At 74.4% G+C, this 21,513-nt stretch carries 19 protein-coding genes; 16 read left to right on the plus strand and 3 right to left on the minus strand.

The annotated features are described in order from the left end of the window. The first annotated feature begins 30 nt into the window (after positions 1-30). From Sya03_RS18725 to Sya03_RS18740, 4 genes are all read left to right on the plus strand, one after another. Positions 31-1,482, plus strand: a complete 1,452-nt coding sequence (locus Sya03_RS18725; protein WP_203939621.1) for an APC family permease — start codon at positions 31-33, stop codon at positions 1,480-1,482. A 4-nt stretch (positions 1,483-1,486) separates the two neighbouring features. Next, positions 1,487-2,953: a hypothetical protein gene (locus Sya03_RS18730; protein ID WP_203939622.1), complete on the plus strand. Its 1,467-nt coding sequence runs from the start codon at positions 1,487-1,489 to the stop codon at positions 2,951-2,953. Further along, complete coding sequence (locus Sya03_RS18735; RefSeq protein WP_203939623.1) at positions 2,950-5,010, plus strand: histidine decarboxylase; 2,061 nt, start codon at positions 2,950-2,952, stop codon at positions 5,008-5,010. The genes Sya03_RS18730 and Sya03_RS18735 overlap by 4 nt, the downstream gene beginning before the upstream one ends. 786 nt (positions 5,011-5,796) lie before the next feature. Next, the gene (locus Sya03_RS18740; RefSeq protein ID WP_203939624.1) at positions 5,797-6,294 is read left to right on the plus strand and encodes a TspO/MBR family protein; all 498 of its coding nucleotides are present in this window, start codon (positions 5,797-5,799) and stop codon (positions 6,292-6,294) included. Here the strand turns inward: Sya03_RS18740 and Sya03_RS18745 are convergent. Continuing rightward, complete coding sequence (locus tag Sya03_RS18745) at positions 6,291-7,052, minus strand: GntR family transcriptional regulator (protein WP_239107671.1); 762 nt, start codon at positions 7,050-7,052, stop codon at positions 6,291-6,293. The two genes, Sya03_RS18740 and Sya03_RS18745, sit on opposite strands and share 4 nt — an antisense overlap. A gap of 194 nt (positions 7,053-7,246) precedes the next feature. Here Sya03_RS18745 and iolC point away from each other — a divergent pair, with 194 nt between their 5' ends. From iolC to Sya03_RS18805, 12 genes are read left to right on the plus strand one after another with little or no spacing between them, the layout of a single operon-like run. Further along, positions 7,247-8,191, plus strand: coding sequence for a 5-dehydro-2-deoxygluconokinase (gene iolC, locus Sya03_RS18750; protein ID WP_239107672.1), 945 nt, complete (start codon positions 7,247-7,249; stop codon positions 8,189-8,191). After that, positions 8,184-9,035 carry a Cgl0159 family (beta/alpha)8-fold protein gene (locus tag Sya03_RS18755; RefSeq protein ID WP_203939626.1) on the plus strand — a complete coding sequence of 284 codons (852 nt, stop codon included), beginning with the start codon at positions 8,184-8,186 and terminating at the stop codon, positions 9,033-9,035. The genes iolC and Sya03_RS18755 overlap by 8 nt, the downstream gene beginning before the upstream one ends. Beyond that, the gene (gene iolB, locus Sya03_RS18760; RefSeq protein WP_203939627.1) at positions 9,032-9,844 is read left to right on the plus strand and encodes a 5-deoxy-glucuronate isomerase; all 813 of its coding nucleotides are present in this window, start codon (positions 9,032-9,034) and stop codon (positions 9,842-9,844) included. The genes Sya03_RS18755 and iolB overlap by 4 nt, the downstream gene beginning before the upstream one ends. Next, complete coding sequence (gene iolD / locus Sya03_RS18765) at positions 9,841-11,724, plus strand: 3D-(3,5/4)-trihydroxycyclohexane-1,2-dione acylhydrolase (decyclizing) (RefSeq protein WP_203939628.1); 1,884 nt, start codon at positions 9,841-9,843, stop codon at positions 11,722-11,724. The genes iolB and iolD overlap by 4 nt, the downstream gene beginning before the upstream one ends. Further along, the gene (locus Sya03_RS18770) at positions 11,721-13,223 is read left to right on the plus strand and encodes a CoA-acylating methylmalonate-semialdehyde dehydrogenase (protein WP_203939629.1); all 1,503 of its coding nucleotides are present in this window, start codon (positions 11,721-11,723) and stop codon (positions 13,221-13,223) included. The genes iolD and Sya03_RS18770 overlap by 4 nt, the downstream gene beginning before the upstream one ends. Before the next feature lie 14 nt (positions 13,224-13,237). After that, complete coding sequence (locus Sya03_RS18775; protein WP_203939630.1) at positions 13,238-14,239, plus strand: substrate-binding domain-containing protein; 1,002 nt, start codon at positions 13,238-13,240, stop codon at positions 14,237-14,239. Continuing rightward, positions 14,236-15,285, plus strand: coding sequence for an ABC transporter permease (locus tag Sya03_RS18780; RefSeq protein ID WP_203939631.1), 1,050 nt, complete (start codon positions 14,236-14,238; stop codon positions 15,283-15,285). The genes Sya03_RS18775 and Sya03_RS18780 overlap by 4 nt, the downstream gene beginning before the upstream one ends. Next, positions 15,282-16,121, plus strand: a complete 840-nt coding sequence (locus Sya03_RS18785) for an ATP-binding cassette domain-containing protein (RefSeq protein WP_203939632.1) — start codon at positions 15,282-15,284, stop codon at positions 16,119-16,121. Before Sya03_RS18780 ends, Sya03_RS18785 begins: the two co-directional genes overlap by 4 nt. Further along, positions 16,118-17,017, plus strand: coding sequence for a TIM barrel protein (locus tag Sya03_RS18790; protein ID WP_203939633.1), 900 nt, complete (start codon positions 16,118-16,120; stop codon positions 17,015-17,017). The genes Sya03_RS18785 and Sya03_RS18790 overlap by 4 nt, the downstream gene beginning before the upstream one ends. Further along, positions 17,014-18,033, plus strand: a complete 1,020-nt coding sequence (locus Sya03_RS18795; RefSeq protein ID WP_203939634.1) for a Gfo/Idh/MocA family oxidoreductase — start codon at positions 17,014-17,016, stop codon at positions 18,031-18,033. Before Sya03_RS18790 ends, Sya03_RS18795 begins: the two co-directional genes overlap by 4 nt. Beyond that, entirely contained in the window at positions 18,030-18,902 is an 873-nt protein-coding gene (locus Sya03_RS18800; RefSeq protein ID WP_203939635.1) for a sugar phosphate isomerase/epimerase family protein, read from the plus strand. Before Sya03_RS18795 ends, Sya03_RS18800 begins: the two co-directional genes overlap by 4 nt. Then, positions 18,899-19,333, plus strand: coding sequence for a phosphatase domain-containing protein (locus tag Sya03_RS18805; RefSeq protein WP_203939636.1), 435 nt, complete (start codon positions 18,899-18,901; stop codon positions 19,331-19,333). The genes Sya03_RS18800 and Sya03_RS18805 overlap by 4 nt, the downstream gene beginning before the upstream one ends. Here Sya03_RS18805 and Sya03_RS18810 read toward each other — a convergent pair. Further along, complete coding sequence (locus Sya03_RS18810) at positions 19,317-20,420, minus strand: glycoside hydrolase family 43 protein (RefSeq protein WP_203939637.1); 1,104 nt, start codon at positions 20,418-20,420, stop codon at positions 19,317-19,319. The two genes, Sya03_RS18805 and Sya03_RS18810, sit on opposite strands and share 17 nt — an antisense overlap. Positions 20,421-20,493: 73 nt before the next feature. Continuing rightward, positions 20,494-21,495 (minus strand): sugar phosphate isomerase/epimerase family protein, encoded by a 1,002-nt coding sequence (locus Sya03_RS18815; RefSeq protein WP_203939638.1) that lies wholly within the window; start codon positions 21,493-21,495, stop codon positions 20,494-20,496. Between the last annotated feature and the right edge of the window lie 18 nt (positions 21,496-21,513).

Consider the following 21,513-nt stretch of genomic DNA (forward strand, 5'->3'; position numbering starts at 1 on the left):
CCGTGCGGCGGTGCGTGTGGAAGTGTGGAGATGACACAGATCAGCCTCGCCCGCAAGTCGGTGGGCGGCATCTCGCTCTGGCTGTTCCAGGTCGGAGCGTCGGCCCCCCTGACGGTGCTGGCGGGTTCCGTGGTGGCGACGTACGCCGCCACCGGCGTCGTCGGTGTGCCGCTGAGCTTCCTCGTGCTGGCGGTGGCGCTGCTGCCGCTGACCCTCAGCTACGTGGCGATGAGCCGGTACGTCCCGCACCCCGCGATCTTCTACGGGCTCAGCGCCCGCGGCCTGGGCGGCGCCGCCGGCGTCGCGTCCGGCGCGGTCGCGCTGCTGTCCTACAACGCCATCCAGTGGTCGCTGTACGGCCTGTTCGGCTACACCGTCGCCGGCCTCACCGGCCTGCCCTGGTGGGTGTGCGCCGCCCTGGCCTGGGTCACCGTCGGCGTCCTCGGCGTGCTGCGCGTCGACATCAACGCCACGTTCTTCGCCTGGGCGCTGCTCGCCGAGATCGCCGTCGTCGTCCTGCTCGACCTGGCCGCGTTCGGCAACCCCGCCGGGGGCAGCATCAGCGCCGCGCCGCTCGCCTTCGACAACCTCGTCGTGGACGGCCTGGGCGGCGTGCTCGCCCTCGGCATCGCCGCGTTCGTGGGGTACGAGTCCGGCCCCGCGTACGCCGAGGAGGCCCGCAGCAGCCGCTCGGTGACCGCCGCGACGTTCGGTGCGCTCGCCTTCGTCGGCGTGTTCTACGCCCTCAGCTCGTGGGCGCTCGCCGTGGCCGTCGGCCCCGCGAATGTCTCCGCCGCCGCCAACGCCGACCCGGACCTGCCGATGACGGTGCTCAAGGAGCACTACGGCAACCCGATGGTCTGGATCGCCACCCTGCTGCTGATCAGCAGCATCCTCGCGGCGATGCTCAGCTTCCACAACGGCGTCGCCCGCTACGTCTTCGGCATGGCCCGCGAGCAGGTGCTGCCCGTCAGCCTCGCCCGCATCGGCAGCGGCGTGCACGGCGGCGCCCCGACGGCCGGCTCGCTGCTGCAGTCCGCGGCCGCGATCGTCGTCGTGCTGCTCACCGTCGTCCTGGGCGTCGACCCGATGGCCATGTTCACCTGGCTCGCCACCGGCGCCGCCATCGGCGTGCTGGTCCTGCTCATCACCACGGCCGTCGCGTCGTTCGTCTTCTTCGCCCGTGGCGGCGGCGCCGGCGAGAGCGTCCTCACCCGGCGCATCGCCCCGATCGTCGGCGGCCTGCTCGGCCTCGCGGTCCTCGGCGTGACCGTTTTCAACCTCGACTCGCTGCTCGGGGTCGACCCCGGCTCGGCGCTGCCGTGGATCCTGCCGGTGATCATCGCGCTCGCCGCCGTCGCCGGCCTCGTCGGCGGCCTGGTGCTGCGCAGCCGCAACCGCGAGGTCTACGACGGCATCGGTCACGGCCAGCCCAACCCGCTCGCCACCCCGGAACAGCGCCTCGCAGAGTTGGAGATCTGAGCAGATGTCGTACGACGTCTCCGAACAGGCCGCCGACGACACCTCCGGCTGGTCCGCGCCCACCGGGCCCCGCCACCGCTACGACCCGGCCCGCCCGGTCGGCGGCACCGGCGGCTACCCCGTGCCGCCGCCGAGCATCGCCGCGCAGCTGCGCCCGTCACCGGGCTGGAGCGGCGCCACCGGCCAGACCCCGGCCGCCGCCGCGACGCCGTCGTGGACGTCGCCCGGCGCCGCCACCAGCGAGTGGCTGTCCCCGACCCGCACCCCGGCCCCGGCCCCGGCCGCGCCCGTCCCCGCCGCGACCCCGGCCGCCGCCGTGCCCGCCGGCCGGCCCGCGGGCAGCGGCACCCCCGAGTGGGTGCAGACGCCCAGCGGCGAGTGGGTCCGCGCGAAGGCCGCCGGCGACTGGGCCGCCACCGCCTCCGGCGAGTGGCAGCCGGTCACCCGCCGCCTGCCGTCCACCCCGCCGCCGGCGCCCGCGCCGCAGGGCACGTCCTTCGGCGCCACCCCGCCCGGGTACGAGCAGGCCGGCTACGACCGGCCCGGCTACGGCGCCGGCCCCGACCAGCCCGCCCGCGACCGGTCCGGCTACGAGCCGTCCGCGCGCGAGCAGTCCGGCTACGAGCAGCCCGGGTACGAGCAGTCCGGCTACGACCAGCCCGGGTACCAGCAGCCCGGCTACCGGCCGCCGCTGCCGCGCCAGGAGCAGTCCGGGTTCTGGGGCGCCGCCCCCGAACCGGCCGCGCCGCCCGCCCCGCCCGCCGACCCCGCGCCGGCGCCGTCGCCGTACGCCGACCCGGTCTACCGCACCCACGACCCGGCGGCCGCCGACCTGCGCAGCCAGGTCGTGCGCCGGATCCGGTTCATGAACTTCCGGCACGCCGAGCACGCCTGGGAGCGCCGCTACCGCGACCCGATCGGCCCGCACGCCCTCGCGTTCCTGTACGCGGAGCCGGCCCGCGGCAAGCCCCCGCGCAACGCCCTGAAGACCGCCACCCGGCTGTTCCTCGCCGGCCCCGAGGTCGACGACCTGCCGCAGCTGCTCGCCGACCTCACCCAGGTCGTCACCGCCGCGCCGCACGGCCGCCTCGACTGCCGCACCCTCACCGACCGCGCGGAGGACATGACGCCCGGCGCCACCTACATGGGCGTCGCCGTGTCCAGCCTCGACACCCCGGCCGGCCGCTGGGCCGACGTCCGCCAGCAGGTCGCGGGCTCCATCGACGTCCCGGGCCGCTGCTACGCCCTGCTCGCCGACGGCACGATGATCCTCATGGACCGCGGCGGGCAGTCCCGCTTCGGCCACTTCGAGGTCCGCTCCACCGACAGCCTCGACGAGATCCCGGGCGACTCCATGCAACGCTGGACCTACGACCGCTCCCTCGCCGACCTGGCCGACCCGGCCACGTACGACATCTGGGTGCGCCTGCGCGGCCTGCACGACGCCGTCGTCGCCGGCGGCCACCGGTGAGCCTGCGCCGCCTGCCCCGCCCCGGCCGCCCCCGGGGCGAGGGCGACAAGACCCCGCCCGAGCCGGCCCCGCCGAACGCCCCCACCTTCGGCAGCCCGCCCGGCGCCACCCCGGTGCCCATCAACGGCGCCGTCCCGGCCCGCGCGAACGCCCCGGTCAACGGCACCCGCCCCGGCTTCGCCGCGTCCCCGGTCCCGGTCGCCGCGGCCCCGGCGGCCCCGGCGGCCGTGGGCGCGGCCCCGACGGCGACGCCCCTGAACGCCGCCCCGACCGCACCCGCCCCGGTACCCCGGCAGGCAGCGGCCCAAGCCGCCGCCCTCGTGGCCGATAACCCGGCGGCCGGCGGCGCGGCGCCGGGCGGCCCCGCTGCCGTGAGCGGTGCTGCCCACGGTGGCTCGGCGCCGGCCAACGGCTCGGCCTCTGAGGGGCCCGCGGCCGTGGGCGGTGCCGCCCAGGGCGGCTCCACCGACGGCGCGCATAGCCCCGCGGCCGCGAACGGCGGCGCCCCGGCGGCCGCCTCTGGCGGCCTGGCCGCGAATGGCTCCGCATCCGGCGGCTCGGCCGCGAACGGCGCTACCGCCGGTGGCCCGGCCGCGAACGGCGCTGCCTCCGGCGGCTCGGCCGCGAACGGCGCTGCCTCTGGCGGCACGGCCGCCAACGGCTCCGCCCAGAGCGGCCCGGCCGCGAACGGCTCCGGCGTCAGCGACCTCCCCAGCGACCCCCGCGGCGCCTCCGCAGCCGAAGCCGGCGTGCCCGGTGTGCTGCGACCGTCCGACGCCGTCCCGGCCGTCGCCGGCCTCGACGACGGCGACGCGTTCGTCACGCCCGGCGCCGGCACCGGCCCGGCCGCCGTCACGGGGCTCGGCGCCGACACCGCCGCCGAGCTCGACGCCCTGCGCCGCCGCCTCGACGGCGCCGCCGCCACGAACATCGGCTTCCCGGCGACGACCGGCTTCGACTACAGCGCGCTCGCCCCGTTCTTCGCCCGCTACATGCTGAACAACCTGGGCGACCCGTACACCGACGGCGCGTACCCCATCCACACCAAGCCGATGGAGCGCGAGGTCGTCGACACGGTCGCCGACCTGTTCGGCGCGCCTGCCGACGACCGCTGGGGGTACGTGACCAGCGGCGCCACCGAGGGCACCGAGTACGCGCTGCACCTGGCCCGCACGCTGCACCCGGACGCCGTCGTCTACCACTCGGCGGCCGCACACCACAGCGTCACCAACGCGATCGGCCGGCTCGGCATGATGTCCGTGGCGATCCGCGCGGACGCGCTCGGCGAGATCGACTACGACGACCTCGCCGACCAGGTGGACCGGCACCGCATCCGCCCGGCGATCGTCATCGCGAACATCGGCACCGCCGTGACGGAGGCCGTCGACGACGTCGCCATGATCACCCAGGTGCTGGACAGCCGCGCGGTGCACCGCCGGTGGATCCACGGCGACGCCGCCCTGGCGGGGCTGCCGCTGGCGCTGCTCGACCCGGACGACCGGCCGGCCATCGACTTCGCGGCCGGCCTGGACAGCGTCGTGACGTCGGGTCACAAGTTCCTCGGCGCCCCGGTGCCGTGCGCGGTGGTGGTGGTGCGCAACAGCCACCGGCAGGCGCACGCCCGCTTCGTGACGTACACCGGCAGCCCCGACACGACCGTCGCCAACTCGCGCAGCGGCCTGGCGGCGCTGGTGCTCTGGTACGCGCTGCGCACCCACGGCCTCGAGGGCCTGCGCCAGCGCGCCGACCAGGCCCGCCAGCTCGCGGCGGCGGCCCACGAGGCGCTGCGCGAGATCGGCTGGCCGGCGCACCGGCACCGGCACGCGCTGACGGTGAGCTTCCCGACGCCGCCGGCGGCGGTCACGGCGAAGTGGGTGCTGGCCACCCACGGCGCCAACAGCCTCATCGTCTGCATGCCGGGCGTGACGGCGGCCCAGATCGACGCGTTCGTGGCCGACCTGCGCGCCGCGATCACCCCGGCGGGCGCGGTGGCGCCGCCCCCACCGGGCATCGAGAAGCGCCGCGGCCTGCGCCGCCACATGACGTCCCGCTTCTGACCGGAGCCGCCGGCCGGGCTCGGCCGAGCCGACCCGGACCACGCGGACGACCACGGCCCGGCCCGCACGGAAGCGGTGGCTTCCGTCTGGCCCGGGCCGGGCTCGGCCGGCCTATCCGGACCACGCGGCTTCCGCGGCTCGGGCGGGCCGGAGGCGGTGGCTTCCGCCCGGCCGAATGCGATCGGTTCCGAGGCGGGCCGGGCACAGATCGGTCCAGGGCGCCTGGCACGTTGGTCCGGCGGGGCTGGAGTCGGTGGGCTCGGCGGGGCCGGGGGAGCGCGGCAGGTCCGGCGGGCGCCGGGGGAGCGGTAGGTCCGGCGGGCGCCGGGGGAGCGGTGCGACCGATACGGGCGGGGAGTGAAGGCCCGAGGTCGGTCGCAGCGACCATGACCGCGCAGGCCGGAGGCGGTGAGCGACGCGCGCGGGCTGGCGTTGGTCACGCCCGTGAACCGGAAGGCGGTGGGGGCGCGCGGCCCCGACTGCGGCGGGTGCAGCGGCGCGAATACGGCGGGCGGCCGGCGGCCCGGAGGCGGTGGGGTGGCTCGCAGCCCGGAGGCGGTGGGTGGCGCGGAGCCCGGAGGCGACGGATGGCGTGCGTGCCCGAGGCAGGGGTCAGGCGGGCGGGCAGAAGGCGGCGCGCCGTCCGCGCGGAGCGGTTGGGGCGCCGGCGAAGCGCGCGGGCCCACACCCGCCCAGGTTTCGTGCCCAGCAAGGAGGGCGATTCGACGCAGCGGCGCCACAGCGACACGCCCGCGTCGTTTCGCGGTAGCACAGCCGGGTAACGGCATGACCGTGGTGAGCAATGTTGCGCAGCGTCCGCGTACCCCCGTCGCCCGGTTCTCCGGGCTGGCCGGTTTCGGGGCGGCGTCGGCCGCCGCGGCTCTCATCGGCGGGCTCGGCGTCGCCGGCACCCGCGCCGAGTACGCCTCTCTCGCCCAGCCGTCGTGGGCGCCCCCGGGCTGGCTGTTCGGCCCGGTGTGGACGGTGCTCTACGTTCTCATCGCGGTCAGTGGGTGGCTGGCGTGGCGGCGGGCGGGGTGGACGGGTGCGCTGACCGTGTTCGCGGTGCAGCTGGTGTTGAACGCCGTCTGGACGCCCATTTTCTTCGGCGCCGGACAGTACGGCTGGGCGCTGGTCGACATCACGGTGCTGTGGGTGCTGATCGCCCTGACGATCGGGTTGTTCTGGCGGATCAGCCGGGTCGCCTCCGCGTTGCTGGTGCCGTATCTGCTGTGGGTGAGTTACGCGACGGCGCTGAACGCGGCGATCGTCGCGATGAACTAGCCCGCCGACAGGTTGAGCTCGAAGGAGTAGCGGCTGGCCCGGTACAGGTGGGAGCCGTACTCCAGGGCCTTGCCGGTGGCGTCCCACGCGGTGCGGGTCATGGTGAGCAGGGACGCGCCGCGTTTCTCGTTGAGCACCCGCGCTTCGGCGGCGGTGGCGGCGCGGGCGCCGATGGTCTGGGTGGCGACCTGGGGGACGATGCCGGCGCGGCGCAGCAGTTCGTACAGGCCGTGCTTGGCGAGTTCGGTGCGGTCGAGGGTGAGCAGGCCGGTCGGGATGGCGTTGTGCATGAGCGCCAGCGGCTCGTCGTTGGCGTAGCGCAGACGTTCGAACCAGGTGACCGGGGTGCCGGGGGCGACCTGCAGGGCCTCGGCGACCTCGGCGGGGGCGGGCACGACGCGCAGGTCGAGGACTTCGGTGCGGGGGTAGCGGGCGGCGGCGCTGAGGTCGTCGTACAGCGAGGTCAGCTGGACCGGGCGGCGGACCTTGGGGTGGACGACCTGGGTGCCGACGCCGCGTTTGCGCACCAGCATGCCGCGTTCCACCAGGTACTGGATGGCGCGGCGGGTGGTGGGCCGGGAGACGCCGAGGCGTTCGGCGAGGTCGACCTCGTTCTCGATGCGGCTGCCGACGCCGATCTCACCCTGTTCGATGAGTTCCTGGAGCCGGCTGGCGACCTGGAAGTACAGGGGGATGGGGCTGGTGCGGTCGACCTCGACGGCGCGCGCGGGGCTGGGTGGGGAAAGGTCTGACGTCACGAGGCACCCCGGGTTTGTCATGACAAAGTATTGACGTAAGAGCCCTCACGTTATTACATCGAGGACAGCCGACCTAGCGTGCCTCCCCCGTAGCGCTGGGTGATCGAGTTTCTGACACCGCGCCGTATCAGCACGGCATCCGGTGCGCGCCGACGCGCCCGAAATGCGTTGTTCATGCCCACGGAAGGGCCGCCATGCTCGAAGTGCTGACCATGGGCCGCGTCGGCGTCGACCTCTACCCGTTGCAGAGCGGGGTCTCGCTGCGCGAGGTGACCACCTTCGGCAAGTTCCTCGGCGGCAGCCCGACCAACGTGGCCGTTGCCGCCGCCCGCTACGGGCGGCGGTCCGCCGTCATCACCCGCACCGGCGCCGACCCGTTCGGCGCGTACGTGCACGACGCGCTGCGCGGCTTCGGCGTCGACGACAGCCACGTCACCGAGGTGGCCGGGCTGCCGACGCCGGTGACGTTCTGCGAGATCTTCCCGCCGGACGACTTCCCGCTCTACTTCTACCGCCTGCCCACCGCCCCCGACCTGCAGATCCGGGCGTCCGAGCTGGACTACGACGCGATCCGGTCGGCCGGGGTGTTCTGGGTGACCGTCACCGGGCTGAGCGAGCAGCCCAGCCGCGACGCCACCCTGGCGGCGCTGGAGGCGCGCGGCCGGGCCGGCATCACCGTGCTCGACCTGGACTACCGGCCGATGTTCTGGCCGTCGCGCGCCGAGGCCCGGCGGCAGGTGCGCGCGGCGCTGCCGCACGTCACGGTCGCCGTCGGCAACCTCGACGAGTGCGAGACCGCCGTCGGCGAGCGCGACCCCGGGCGGGCGGCCGACGCCCTGCACGCGGCGGGCGTCGAGCTGGCCGTCGTCAAGCAGGGCCCGAAGGGCGTGCTCGCCGCGACCCGCGACGAGCGGACCGAGCAGCCGCCGGTGCCCGTCGAGGTCGTCAACGGCCTCGGCGCGGGCGACGCGTTCGGCGGGGCGCTGTGCCACGGCCTGCTGGCCGGCTGGGACCTCGCCCGCGTCATGCGCTTCGGCAACGCCGCCGGCGCGCTCGTCGCGTCGCGGCTGGCCTGCGCCGACGCGATGCCCACCGCCGCCGAGGTCGAGGGCCTGATCCGGGAGGCCAGCCATGCCTGACATCGCCGAGCTCGTCGCCACCCGCGTGCGGCACCCCGGGCGGATCGCCGAGGCGGCCCGCGCGCGCCGCCGGCCCGCCCGGCTGACCGGGGAGCACGGCCGGCTCATGATGATCGCCGCCGACCACCCGGCCCGGGGCGCCCTGCGGGCCGGCGCCGACCCGCTCGCCATGGGCGACCGGGCCGACCTGCTGCGGCGGCTGTGCACCGCGCTGGAACGGCCCGGCGTCAACGGCGTGCTCGGCACCCCCGACGTGCTGGAGGACCTGCTGCTGCTGGGCGCGCTCGACGACAAGGTGGTCATCGGGTCGATGAACCGCGGCGGGCTCGCCGGCACCACGTTCGAGATCGACGACCGGTTCACCGCGTACGACGCCCAGGGGCTGGAGCACTGCGAGGGGGGCAAGATGCTGCTGCGCATCGACCCCGCCGACGACCGCACCGCCCCCACGCTCGCCTCCTGCGCGGCGGCGGTCAGCGCACTCGCCCGGCGCGGCATGATGGCGATGGTCGAGCCGTTCATCAGCCACCGCACCGACGGCCGGGTCCGCAACGAGCTGACGCCCGAGGCGATGATCCGCGCGATGACCGTCGCCGCCGGGCTCGGCGCCACCAGCGCGTACACGTGGCTGAAGGTGCCGATCGTCGCCGACATGGAACGGGTCATGGCGGCCACGACGCTGCCGGCGGTGATCCTCGGCGGCGAGGGCGAGGCGGCGTACGACAGCTGGTCCAAGGCGCTCGCCCTGCCCACCGTGCAGGGGCTGGTCATCGGGCGCAGCCTGCTCTACCCGCCGGGCGGCGACGTCGCGGCCGCCGTCGACCGGGCGGTGAGCCTGCTGTGAGGCTGCACGTGACCCCGCAGAGCGCGGGCTGGGGCTACAGCGGCCTGCGGGTCGTCGACCTGCGTGCCGGTCAGCAGCTGCGGCTCGACACCGGCGACGCGGAGATGCTGGTGCTGCCGCTGGCGGGCGGCGGCTGCGACGTCGAGTGCGACGACGAGCGGATCACCCTCACCGGCCGCCGCGACGTGTTCGCCCGGGTCACCGACTTCGCGTACGTGCCGCGCGACGCCCGGCTCAGCGTCGTCAGCGCCACCGGCGGCCGGTTCGCGCTGCCGTCCGCGCGGGCCGACCGGCGGCTGGAGTTCCGCTACGGCCCCGCCGAGGGCGTGCCCGTGGAGCTGCGCGGCGCCGGGCAGGCCAGCCGCCAGGTGAACAACTTCTGCGCGCCGGAGGCGTTCGAGGCCGACCGGCTGATCGCCGTCGAGGTGCTGACGCCGGGCGGCAACTGGTCGAGCTGGCCGCCGCACAAGCACGACTCCAAGCGCGACGGCGAGAGCGAGCTGGAGGAGATCTACTACTTCGAGGTCGCCCGCGGCGGGCCCGCCTACCAGCGGGTGTACGGCTCCACCGACGTGTGCGCCGAGGTGCGCACCGGCGACGTGGTGCTGGTGCCGTCCGGCTGGCACGGGCCGTCGATGGCCGCGCCGGGCTACGACCTCTACTACCTGAACGTCATGGCGGGACCGGGGGAGCGGCGCTGGCTGTTCTCCGACGACCCCGCGCACGCCTGGATCCGCGACAGCTGGGCCGGCCAGGACGTCGACGCGCGGCTGCCGATGACGAGCACCGTCGAGAGGAGACAGCGGTGAGGCTCACCGTCGCCCAGGCCGTCGTGCGGTTCCTGGCCAGCCAGTGGACCGAGCGCGACGGCGCCGAGCAGCGCACCATCCCCGCCTGCTTCGGCATCTTCGGCCACGGCAACGTCGCGGGCGTCGGCCAGGCGCTGCTGGAGGCGCACCGCACCGGCGACGCCGACCTGCCGTACTACCTGGCCCGCAACGAGCAGGCCATGGTGCACGCGGCGGCCGGCTTCGCCCGGATGCGCAACCGGCTCGCCACGCTCGCCTGCACGGCGTCGATCGGCCCGGGCTCGACGAACATGCTGACCGGCGCGGCCCTGGCCACGGTCAACCGGCTGCCGGTGCTGCTGCTGCCCAGCGACGTGTTCGCCACCCGGGCGGCGAGCCCGGTGCTGCAGGAGCTGGAGGACCCGCGCGGCTACGACGTCAGCGTCAACGACGCGTTCCGCCCGCTGTCGCGCTTCTTCGACCGGGTGTGGCGGCCCGAGCAGCTGCCGTCGGCGCTGCTCGGCGCGATGCGGGTGCTCACCGACCCGGCCGAGACCGGCGCGGTCACGATCTGCCTGCCGCAGGACGTGCAGGCCGAGGCGTACGACTGGCCGGAGGAGCTGTTCGCGCGGCGGGTGTGGCACGTCGGCCGCCCGCTGCCGGAGGCCGGGGCGCTGACCCGGGCCGCTGAAACGATCAAAGGCGCGCGCCGCCCACTGATCGTCGCCGGCGGCGGGGTGATCTACGCCGAGGCGGCGGCCCAGCTCGACCGGTTCGCCCGGGCCACGGGCATCCCCGTCGCCGACACCCAGGCCGGCAAGGGCGCGGTGCCCTGGGACCACCCGAACGCGGTGGGTGGCGTCGGCTCCACCGGCACCCCGGTCGCCAACGCGATCGCCCGCGACGCCGACGTGGTCATCGGCATCGGCACCCGGTACAGCGACTTCACCACCGCGTCGCGCACCGCGTTCCGGCACCCCGGGGTGCGCTTCGTCAACCTCAACATCGCCGGCTTCGACGCCGCCAAGCACGCCGGGGTGTCGCTCGTCGGCGACGCCCGGGCCGGGCTGGAGGCGCTGTCGGCGGCCCTGCACGGCCACCGCGTCGACGAGGCGTACCGGGCCGGCAACCGCGAGAGCGCGGCCGCCTGGCAGCGGACGGTGGACGAGGCGTACCACCGCGGCCACCAGCCGCTGCCCGCGCAGACCGAGGTGATCGGCGCCGTCAACGAGGCGTGCGGCGAGCGCGACGTCGTCGTGCAGGCCGCCGGCAGCATGCCCGGCGACCTGCAGCTGCTGTGGCGGGCCCGCGACCCGAAGCAGTACCACGTCGAGTACGGCTACTCCTGCATGGGCTTCGAGATCGCCGGCGCGCTCGGCATCAAGCTGGCCGACCCGTCCCGCGAGGTGTTCGCGCTGGTCGGCGACGGGTCGTACCTGATGATGGCGCAGGAGATCGTCACCGCCGTCGCGGAGGGCGTGAAGCTCGTCGTGGTGGTCGTGCAGAACCACGGCTTCGCCAGCATCGGCGCGCTCAGCGAGGCGCTCGGCTCGCAGCGCTTCGGCACCAGCTACCGCTACCGCGACCCGGAGACCGGCGACCTGACCGGCGGCACGCTGCCGGTCGACCTGGCCGCGAACGCCGAGAGCCTCGGCGCCACCGTCATCCGCTGCCGCGGCATCGGCGACCTGCCGGACGCGCTCAAGGAGGCCCGGGCCAACGTCCGGCTCACCGTCGTGCACATCGAGACCGACCCGCTCGCCCCCGTGCCGTCGTCGGAGTCCTGGTGGGACGTGCCGGTCGCCGCGGTGTCGCACCTGGACAGCACCCGGCAGGCCCGCGCCGGCTACGAGGCCGCGAAGACCGCCCAGCGCCCGTACCTCGGAGGAGACACGCCATGACCACCATCGAGCACTGGATCGGCGGCGGCACCACCGCCGGCGCGTCGACCCGCCGCGGCGCCGTCTGGGACCCGGCCACCGGCCGCCGGCAGGCCGAGGTGCTGCTCGCCGAGCCGTCCGACGTGGACGCCGCCGTGCGCAGCGCCGCCAAGGCGTTCGAGAGCTGGCGGGAGGTGTCGCTGAGCCGGCGGGCGCGCATCATGTTCGCGTTCCGGGAACTGGTGCACCGCAACGTCGACCGGCTCGCGCGCATCGTGAGCGAGGAGCACGGCAAGGTGCTGTCGGATGCCAAGGGCGAGGTGGTGCGCGGCCTGGAGGTCGTCGAGTTCGCGTGCGGCATCCCGCAGCTGCTCAAGGGCGAGTTCTCCGAGCAGGTCTCGACGGACGTCGACGCGTACGCGTTCCGCCAGCCGCTGGGCGTGTGCGCCGGCATCACCCCGTTCAACTTCCCGGTGATGGTGCCGATGTGGATGCACCCGATGGCCATCGCCACCGGCAACACGTTCGTGCTCAAGCCCAGCGAGCGCGACCCGTCCGCGTCGATGCTCGTCGCCGAGCTGTACGCCGAGGCGGGCCTGCCCGACGGCGTGTTCAACGTGGTGCACGGCGACAAGACCGCCGTCGACGCCCTGCTCGACCACGAGGACGTGGCCGCCGTGTCGTTCGTCGGCAGCACCCCGATCGCCCGGTACGTGCACGGCCGGGCGTCCGCGTCCGGCAAGCGCGTGCAGGCCCTGGGCGGCGCCAAGAACCACGCCGTCGTGCTGCCCGACGCCGACCTCGACTTCGCCGCCGACCACCTGACCGCCGCGGGCTACGGCTCCGCCGGGCAGCGCTGCATGGCCATCTCGGCCGTGGTGGCCGTCGGCGCGGCCGGCGACGCCCTGGTCGAAAGGCTGCGCGACCGGGCCCGGGCGATCCGGGTCGGCGCGGGCACCGACCCGGACAGCGAGATGGGCCCGGTCATCACCGCCGACGCCCGCGACCGCATCGTCGGCTACGTCGACCGCGGCGAGCGGGCGGGCGCCGACCTGGTCGTCGACGGCCGCGGGCTGACCGTCCCGGGGCACGCCGACGGCTTCTTCGTCGGGCCCAGCCTGCTCGACCACGTCGGCACCGGCATGGACGTCTACACCGACGAGATCTTCGGCCCCGTGCTGGTCGTGCTGCGCGCCGGCAGTCTCGACGAGGCGATCGACCTGGTCAACGCCAACCCGTACGGCAACGGCACGGCGATCTTCACCTCCAGCGGGCACGCGGCGCAGCGGTTCCAGCGCCGGGTGACCGTCGGGATGGTCGGCATCAACGTGCCCATCCCCGTCCCCATGGCCTTCTACTCCTTCGGCGGGTGGAAGGACTCCCTGTTCGGCGACACCCACATCCACGGCGCCGAGGGCGTGCGCTTCTACACCCGGGCCAAGGCGGTCACCAGCCGCTGGCCCGACGCGGCGTACGGCGAGCACCACCGGACCCACCTACACTTCCCGACCGCTGTCTGAACGGAGTCCCCCCCATGTCCAGACGAGTTCGACGCTCACTGGCCCTCGTCACCGCCGCGTGCCTCGCGTTCGCCGGCGCCGCCTGCAGCAGCCAGGGCGGCGCCCAGGAGGAGGCCGACACCAACTCCGGTGGCGGCACGAACTCCGGCGCCGGCCCGCAGCTCAAGATGGCGATGGTCACCCACGCCCCGGCGGGCGACACGTTCTTCGACATCATCCGCAAGGGCGCGGACGCGGCCGCCGCGGCCAACAACGTCGAGTACACCTACTCCAACGACGGCGACCCGACCCGGCAGGCCGTGCTCATCGAGAACGCGGTCAACGCCAAGCCCGACGCCCTGCTGGTGTCGGTGCCGGCGCCCGAGGCGGTCAAGGGCGCGGTGCAGAAGGCGGTGGCGGCGGGCATCCCGGTCGTCGGCTTCAACGCCGGGCGCGAGACCTTCAAGGACTGGGGCGCCATGATGTACTTCGGCCAGGACGAGACCATCGCCGGGCGGGCGGCCGGCGAGCGGCTCAAGGGCGAGGGCGCCGGCAAGGTCCTGTGCGTCATCCAGGCCCAGGGGCAGTCGCAGCTCGAGGCGCGCTGCAACGGTGTGCGCGAGGGCTTCGGCGGCCAGGTCGAGAACATCAACGTCACGGGCACCGACCTGACGTCGGTGCGCTCGACGCTGGAGTCGAAGCTGCGCCAGGACCCGGCCATCACCCACGTGATGACGCTGGGCGCCCCGTTCGCGCTGACCGCGGCGCAGGCCAAGCAGACGGCCGGCAGCAAGGCCACGATCGTCACGTTCGACACCAACGCCGAGCTGGTCGGCAAGATCGAGTCCGGCGAGATCGCCTGGGCGGTCGACCAGCAGCCGTACCTGCAGGGCTACATGTCGGTCACCGCCGCCGCGTTCTACCTGCGCAACGGCAACACGCTCGGCGGCGGGCAGGAGGTCCTGACCGGCCCGTCGTTCATCGACAAGAGCAACATCGCGAACGTCAGCAAGTACGCCAAGGCCGGCACCCGATGACCGCCACCCTGACCGCGCCCCCGGCGCGCGGCGACGAGCGGCTGGCCCGCCAGTCGGCGTTCAGCCGGCTCGCCGGCCGCCCGGAGATCGGCGCGCTGGTCGGCGCGGTCGTCATCTTCATCCTGTTCTTCGTCGTGGCGCCGCCGTTCCGCGAGGCGCCGTCGATCGCCACCGTGCTCTACCAGAGCTCGCTGTACGGCATCCCGGCCGTCGGCGTGGCCCTGCTGATGATCGGTGGCGAGTTCGACCTGTCCGCCGGCGTCGCGGTCATCTCGTCGTCGCTGGTGGCGTCGATGACCGCGTACCAGCTCAGCGTGAACGTCTGGGTGGGGGTGCTGGTGTCGCTGGTCGTCGCCCTGGCGATCGGCCTGCTGAACGGCTACCTGCTGGTGCGCACCAAGCTGCCCAGCTTCCTGGTCACCCTCGCCACGTTCTTCATGCTGACCGGCCTGAACCTGGCGCTGACCAAGCTCATCTCCGGCGGCGTGGCGACGAAGGACATCAGCGACATCGACGGCTTCGCCAGCGCGCAGGCCATCTTCGCCCAGTCGTTCGACGTCGGCGGCGTCTCGCTGCGCATCACGCTGCTGTGGTGGATCGTGTTCGTCGCGATCGCCACCTGGGTGCTGCTCAAGACGCACCTCGGCAACTGGATCTTCGCGGTCGGCGGCGCCGACGCCAGCGCCCGCGCGGTCGGCGTGCCGGTCAAGAAGGTCAAGATCGGCCTGTTCATGACGGTGTCGTTCCTGTGCTGGTTCACCGGCATGCACATCCTGTTCTCGTTCAACACGGTGCAGTCCGGCCAGGGCCCCGGCAACGAGTTCCTCTACATCATCGCGGCGGTCGTCGGCGGCTGCCTGCTCACCGGCGGCTACGGCTCGGCGGTGGGCGCCGCGATCGGCGCGTTCATCTTCGGCATGACCGAGCAGGGCATCGTGCTGGCCGGCTGGGAGGCCGACTGGTTCAAGTTCTTCCTCGGCGCGATGCTGCTGGGCGCCACCCTGCTCAACGTGTACGTGCGACGACGGGCGGAGACGAGAAAATGAGCCTGGTCCAGCTGACCGGTGTCGGCAAGAACTACGGCAACATCACCGCGCTGTCGGGCATCGACCTGGAGGTCGGCGAGTCCGAGGTGACCTGCGTGCTGGGCGACAACGGCGCCGGCAAGTCCACCCTCATCAAGATCATCGCCGGGCTGCACCAGCACTCGTCCGGCACCTACGAGGTCAACGGCCGCGAGGTGCACTTCAACTCGCCGCGCGAGGCGCTCGACGAGGGCATCGCGACCGTCTACCAGGACCTGGCCGTCGTGCCGCTGATGCCGGTCTGGCGCAACTTCTTCCTCGGCCAGGAGAAACGCAAGGGTCTCGGCATGGACAGCGCGTTCATGCGCAAGACGGCCAAGCAGGAGCTGCTCGACATGGGCATCGACCTGCGCGACGTCGAGCAGCCGATCGGCACGCTGTCCGGCGGCGAGCGGCAGTGCGTCGCCATCAGCCGGGCCGTCTACTTCGGCGCCAAGGTGCTCATCCTCGACGAGCCCACCGCCGCGCTCGGCGTGAAGCAGTCCGGCGTGGTGCTGCGCTACATCCTGCAGGCCCGTGAGCGCGGCCTCGGCGTCATCTTCATCACCCACAACCCGCACCACGCGTTCCCCGTCGGCGACCGGTTCCTGCTGCTCAAGCGCGGCCGCAGCCTCGGCTACTACCGCAAGGACGAGATCTCCCGCGACGAGCTGACCGCCCTGATGGCCGGCGGCGCCGAGCTGGAGGAACTCAGCCACGAGCTGGACCGCGGCGGCGGCGGCGTCGCGGCGGCCGCGGCGAAGATGCTGGAGCAGGAGAGCAAGGAGCTCGGCATCACCCCCGGGAGCACCCCGTGACCCGGCTGCGCCTGGGCAGCTGCCCCGACTCCTGGGGCGTCTGGTTCGCGGACGACCCGCGCCAGACGCCCTGGGAACGGTTCCTCGACGAGCTGGCGGGCGTCGGCTACGAGTGGCTGGAGCTGGGCCCGTACGGCTACCTGCCCACCGACCCCGCCCGGCTCGCCGACGAGCTGGCCCGCCGCGGGCTGCGGGTCGCCGGCGGCACCATGCACGGCTGGAGCGGCCTGCACCGGCCGGGCGAGTTCGCCGAGATCCTCGCCCGGACCCGGCTGGTCGCCGCACTCACCGCCGCCGTCGGCGCGCGCGACCTGGTGTTCGTGCCGGTGCCGGGCTACCGCGACGACGTCACCGGCGCCTACCTCGAGCCGGGCGCGCTCGACGACGACGGCTGGCGGACCCTGCTGCGCAGCACCAACGACCTCGGCCGCGCGCTGGCCGAGGAGTACGGGGTGCGGCTGCAGTTCCACCACCACGCCGACTCCTACGTGGAGACCCGGCCGCAGATCGACCGGCTGCTCGACGGCACCGACCCGGCGTTCGTGTCGCTGTGCCTGGACACCGGGCACCTCGCGTACGGCGGCGGCGACGCGGCCACCCTCATCGCCGACCGCCCCGACCGGGTCGGCTACGTGCACATCAAGCAGATGGACCCGGCGGTCGTCGCCCGGGCCCGCGCCGACGACCTCGCGTTCGGCCAGGCCGTCGCCCTGGGCGCCAGCTGCGAGCCGCCCGCGGGCGAACCGGACCTGCCCACGGTGGTCAAGGCGCTGCGCGACCGGGGCGCCGACACGTTCGTCATCGTCGAGCAGGACATGTACCCGGTGGACTTCGACAAGCCCGCCCCCATCGCCGCCCGGACCCGGGCCTACCTGACGAAGGAGGGGATCGCATGACGGTCCGCGTGGGCGTCATCGGCGCCGGGATGATCGGCACCGAGCACATCCGGCGGCTGACGCACGTCCTCAACGGGGCGGCCGTCGTCGCGGTGACCGACGTCGACCCGGCGCGGGCCGCCGAGGTCGCGGCCGGGGTGCCCGGCGCCCGGGTGCTCGCCACCGGCAAGGACGTCATCGCCGACGACGCCGTCGACGCCGTCGTGGTCACCTCCTGGGGCCCCACCCACGAGGAGTACGTGCTGGCGTCCGTCGCCGCCGGCAAGCCGGTGTTCTGCGAGAAGCCGCTGGCCACCACCCGGGAGGCGTGCCGGCGCATCCTCGACGCGGAGGAGGCCGCCGGCCGCCGGTTCGTCATGGTGGGCTTCATGCGCCGCTACGACGCCTCGTACCGGGCGCTGAAGGCGGCGCTGGCCGAGGGCGGGCTGGGCGCGCCGCTGATGGTGCACTGCGCGCACCGCAACGCCACCGTGCCGTCGCTGTACACCAGCGACATGGCCATCAACGACACGTCGGTGCACGAGATCGACATCGTCCGGTGGCTGCTCGACGAGGAGATCGTCGCCGCCCGGGTGCTGCGGCCCCGGCGCAACAGCCGGGCCGCCCCGCACCTCGTCGACCCGCTCGTCGTGATGCTGGAGATGGCCGGCGGCGCGCTCGTCGACGTGGAGGTCAGCGTCAACATCGGCTACGGCTACGACATCCGCTGCGAGGTCGTCGCCGAGGGCGGCACCGCCGCGCTGGCCGAGGCCGGCGGCGTCGTGGTGCGCAGCGGCGGCCGGTGGGGCGGCGCCGTCCCGGCCGACTGGCGCGAACGCTTCCTGCGCGCCTACGACGTCGAGCTGCAGGACTGGGTCGACGCCGTGGCCGGCGGCACCACCACCGGGCCGACCGCCTGGGACGGCTACGCCGCCACCGTCGTCGCCGACGCCTGCCTGGAGGCGCTGCGCACCGGCGAGCGGGTCGGCGTGTCGCTCGGCGAGCGCCCCGCCCTGTACGGGCTGGTGGCGTCGTGAGGATCGCCCTCGACCCGCACATGCTGCGCCACACGCCCCTGCGCGAGCTGCCCGACCTGGTGGCCCGCCTGGGCTACCAGCACATCGAGCTGTCCCCGCGCACCGACTTCCTGCCGTTCTTCCTGCACCCGCGCGCCGACACGGCCGGCGTCGCCGCGTTCCGCACGGCGCTGTCCGCCGCCGGCGTCTCCGTCGCGTCCGTCCTGCCGCTGTACCGGTGGTCCGGACCCGGCGAAGACGAGCGGCAGGCCGCCGTCCGCTACTGGAAGCGCGCTGTCCGGATCACCGCCGAACTCGGCTGCGACGTCATGAACTCCGAGTTCAACGGCCGGCCGGAGGCGCCGGAGGCCAGCGAGGCCCAGTTCTGGCGCAGCATGGAGGAGCTGCTGCCCGTGTTCGAGCGCGAGGGCGTGCGGCTCGTCCTCGAACCGCACCCCGACGACTTCTGCGAGGACGGCGTCGCCGCGGTCGACCTGATCCGGGCGATCGAGTCGCCGCTGGTCACCTTCCTGTACTGCGCCCCGCACACCTTCCACCAGGGCGGCGACGTCGCCGCGATCCTGCGCCACGCCGGCCCGCTGGTCACCCAGCTGCACCTGGCCGACACCTTCGACCACCGCGCCTCGTCGGGCCTGCGCTACATCGTCAACCCGCCCGGCTCCACCGCCCGCGTGCACCAGCACCTCGACGTCGGCCAGGGCGAGGTCGACTTCGACACCATGTTCGCCACCCTCGCCGAGATCGGCTTCGACGGCATCGCCACCGTCTGCGTCTTCGCCTGGGAGGAACGCGCCGAGGACTCCGCCCGGGTCAACCTGGCCCGGGTCCGCGAGCTGGCCACGAAGCACGGCCTTACCCTGGACCCGTGACGTGGGACCCGGACGGCGCCGGCGTGCTGCGCCTGCCGTCCGGCATCCTGGTCCGCGGCCGCGCCCTGCGCCGCCCCCTGCCGCCCGGCCCGCCCCCCGAGTTCGGCCTGTACCTGCTCGGCGCACCCCCGGCACCCGTGCCGTGGCCGTCGGCGTGGCTGCGCTGGCCCGACTTCCGCCTGCCCGCCGACCGCCCGGCCGCCGTCACCGCCCTGCGCGACCTGCTGCACCGCGCCGCCACCGCACGCACCGAGATCGCCTGCGGCGGCGGCCGCGGCCGCACCGGCACGGCCCTGGCCTGCCTGGCCGTCCTCGACGGGGTGCCGCCCGGCGAGGCGGTGGCGTGGGTCCGGGCCCGCTACGACCGGCGCGCGGTGGAGACACCGTGGCAGCGGCGCTGGGTCGAGCGCGCCGTCACTCGAAGAACTTGAGGCCGAAGCCGGTGTCGGACGTCGCGCCGGGGACGTTCGCGCGCCGGTAGGTGGTGGCGCCCCACCAGCAGAACGTGCCCGTGTGCCAGTGGCGGTTCGCCCATGAGTACGGCATGCCCTTCGGCACCGCGTGGTAGAGCAGCGGGAAGCGGGGGCCGGCCGGCGGGCTGGTGGCGATGTCGCCGTCGAGCAGGACGAAGGTGTGGTGGCCGGGGCCGTCGGCGTGGACGGTCGGGGTCCAGCCCGGCATCATCGTGGCGGCGTGGGAGCCGAACAGGCAGCCGTTCGACTTGTACCAGTCCCACACGTGCGCGGGGTCGCCGCCGGCGCGCAGCCGCAGGTCGGCGACGCAGTACTGGTCGCTCCAGCTGCCGTTGGCGGAGTAGACGACGTGCAGGCGGCCGTCGGGGTCGCGGATCGGTTCGGGGGCCTCGTTGATGTACGGGTTGCCGACGACGCGTTCCCACGGCTCGCGGGGCTGGGAGATGACGTGGCGGGCGCCGGTGACGGTGGTGGGGCCGCTCATCCGGGCGACGTACAGGTTCTGCTCGACGTCGGTGTCGCCGGCCCAGCCGGACCAGACGAACCAGCGCTGGCCGTTGAAGACGAACGGGACGCCGTCGATGGCCCATTTGTCGTCGGGCAGGGCGAGGCGGGTCTCGGCGGTGTAGCCGGTGTCGGGGGAGGCGGAGCTGATGGCGTACATGCGGTGGGCGGCGCCGCGGCCGGCGGCGAAGTAGATCCAGTACCGGCCGCCGTCGCGGACGATCTCGGGGGCCCACACCTCGCCGAGGCCGCGGGTGTCGGACCAGACCTGGCGGGCGGGGGCGGCGGCGAGGCCGTCCGGGGTGGACGCCTGGCGCACGTGCAGCGAGTGGTCGTCGATGGACTGCACGGAGACGTACGTGCCGCCGACCCGGATGACGCTGGGGTCGGCGGCGCGCAGGCCGGTGCGGGCGGTGGTGGCCGGCGGGGCCGCGGTGGTGGCGGCGGCGTCGGCCGTGGGGGCGGTGGTGACCGCGTGGCCGAGGGCGGCGGCGACGCAGGCGAGGGCGAGGGCGGCGCCGGTGAGGCGGGGGACGCGCATGGGATGCTCCTCGGTGGGGAGAGCGTTTGCCGAGCATCCGCGCGCGATGGACCCCTGTCAATGTCCAGTGTGCTCAGACGCCGGCGGCGCGGGCGGCGGCGAGCAGGTTCTCCGCCGCGAGCCGCAGGCCCTCCACCTGGTCGAACTCCCGGTCCTCGTGCTCGATGTTGACGGCCATGCCGGGGTCGACGGCGGCGAGCGCGCGCAGGAACCGTGCCCAGAAGTCCTGGTCGTGCCCGCGGCCGACGGCGACGAACTCCCACGCGGGGTCCTCGGGCCAGCGGTTGAGGGTGTTGCGGCCGCCGAGGCCGACGGGGTGCTGGTCGGCGGGCCAGCGGGTGAACCGGTCGTCGAGGACGCCGTACAGCTTGACGTTCTCGGCGTTGATGCGGGTGTCCTTGGCGGCGGCGTGGAAGACCAGCTCGCCCAGGTGCTCGACGACGGCGACGGGGTCCATGCCCTGCCAGAACAGGTGGCTGGGGTCCAGCTCGGCGCCGATGTGGGTGGCGCCGGTGCGCTCCACGAGCCGGCGCAGCGTGGCCGGGTTGAACACCAGGTTCTGCGGGTGCATCTCCAGGCACACCTTGACGCCGGCATCGCGGGCGCGGGCGTCGATGTCGGTCCAGAAGGGGACGGCGACGTCGTTCCACTGGTGGTCGAGCTGGTCGAGGTACTGGCTGTCCCACGGGTTGACGACCCACGACACGACGCCGCCGCCGGGCTCGCCGGCGGGCGCGCCGGACATGGTGACGACGCGGTCGACGCCGAGCAGGGCGGCGATCTCGATGGCGCGGTGCAGGTCGGCGGCGTGCCGGGGGCCGACGGCCGGGTCGGGGTTGAGCGGGTTGCCGTTGACGTTGAGGCCGGTGAGGGCGATGCCGGCCTGGGCGAAGCGGCCGAGGTAGTCCTCGCGGGCGCCGGCGCTGCCGAGCAGGTCGTCGATCGGCAGGTGCGGGGCGGGGACGAACCCGCCCGCGTTGATCTCCGCGCCGGTCAGGCCGAGCTCGCCGAGGATCTTCAGGGTCTCGTCCAGGGAGCGGTCGTGCAGGCAGGCGGTGTACGCGCCGAGCTTCATGGGGAGGGGTCCGTTCTG

The organism is Spirilliplanes yamanashiensis, assembly GCF_016863475.1.
GTDB classification, from domain to species: Bacteria; Actinomycetota; Actinomycetes; order Mycobacteriales; family Micromonosporaceae; genus Spirilliplanes; species Spirilliplanes yamanashiensis.

Excerpts from the sequence above, each read along its gene's own strand:
- Sya03_RS18725 (WP_203939621.1), top strand. The coding sequence starts at position 31 with ATGACACAGATCAGCCTCGCCCGCAAGTCGGTGGGCGGCATCTCGCTC.
- Sya03_RS18730 (WP_203939622.1), top strand. The coding sequence starts at position 1,487 with ATGTCGTACGACGTCTCCGAACAGGCCGCCGACGACACCTCCGGCTGG.
- Sya03_RS18740 (WP_203939624.1), top strand. The coding sequence starts at position 5,797 with ATGACCGTGGTGAGCAATGTTGCGCAGCGTCCGCGTACCCCCGTCGCC.
- iolC (WP_239107672.1), top strand. The coding sequence starts at position 7,247 with ATGCTCGAAGTGCTGACCATGGGCCGCGTCGGCGTCGACCTCTACCCG.
- Sya03_RS18755 (WP_203939626.1), top strand. The coding sequence starts at position 8,184 with ATGCCTGACATCGCCGAGCTCGTCGCCACCCGCGTGCGGCACCCCGGG.
- Sya03_RS18770 (WP_203939629.1), top strand. The coding sequence starts at position 11,721 with ATGACCACCATCGAGCACTGGATCGGCGGCGGCACCACCGCCGGCGCG.
- Sya03_RS18775 (WP_203939630.1), top strand. The coding sequence starts at position 13,238 with ATGTCCAGACGAGTTCGACGCTCACTGGCCCTCGTCACCGCCGCGTGC.
- Sya03_RS18780 (WP_203939631.1), top strand. The coding sequence starts at position 14,236 with ATGACCGCCACCCTGACCGCGCCCCCGGCGCGCGGCGACGAGCGGCTG.
- Sya03_RS18785 (WP_203939632.1), top strand. The coding sequence starts at position 15,282 with ATGAGCCTGGTCCAGCTGACCGGTGTCGGCAAGAACTACGGCAACATC.
- Sya03_RS18795 (WP_203939634.1), top strand. The coding sequence starts at position 17,014 with ATGACGGTCCGCGTGGGCGTCATCGGCGCCGGGATGATCGGCACCGAG.
- Sya03_RS18810 (WP_203939637.1), bottom strand. The coding sequence starts at position 20,420 with ATGCGCGTCCCCCGCCTCACCGGCGCCGCCCTCGCCCTCGCCTGCGTC.
- Sya03_RS18815 (WP_203939638.1), bottom strand. The coding sequence starts at position 21,495 with ATGAAGCTCGGCGCGTACACCGCCTGCCTGCACGACCGCTCCCTGGAC.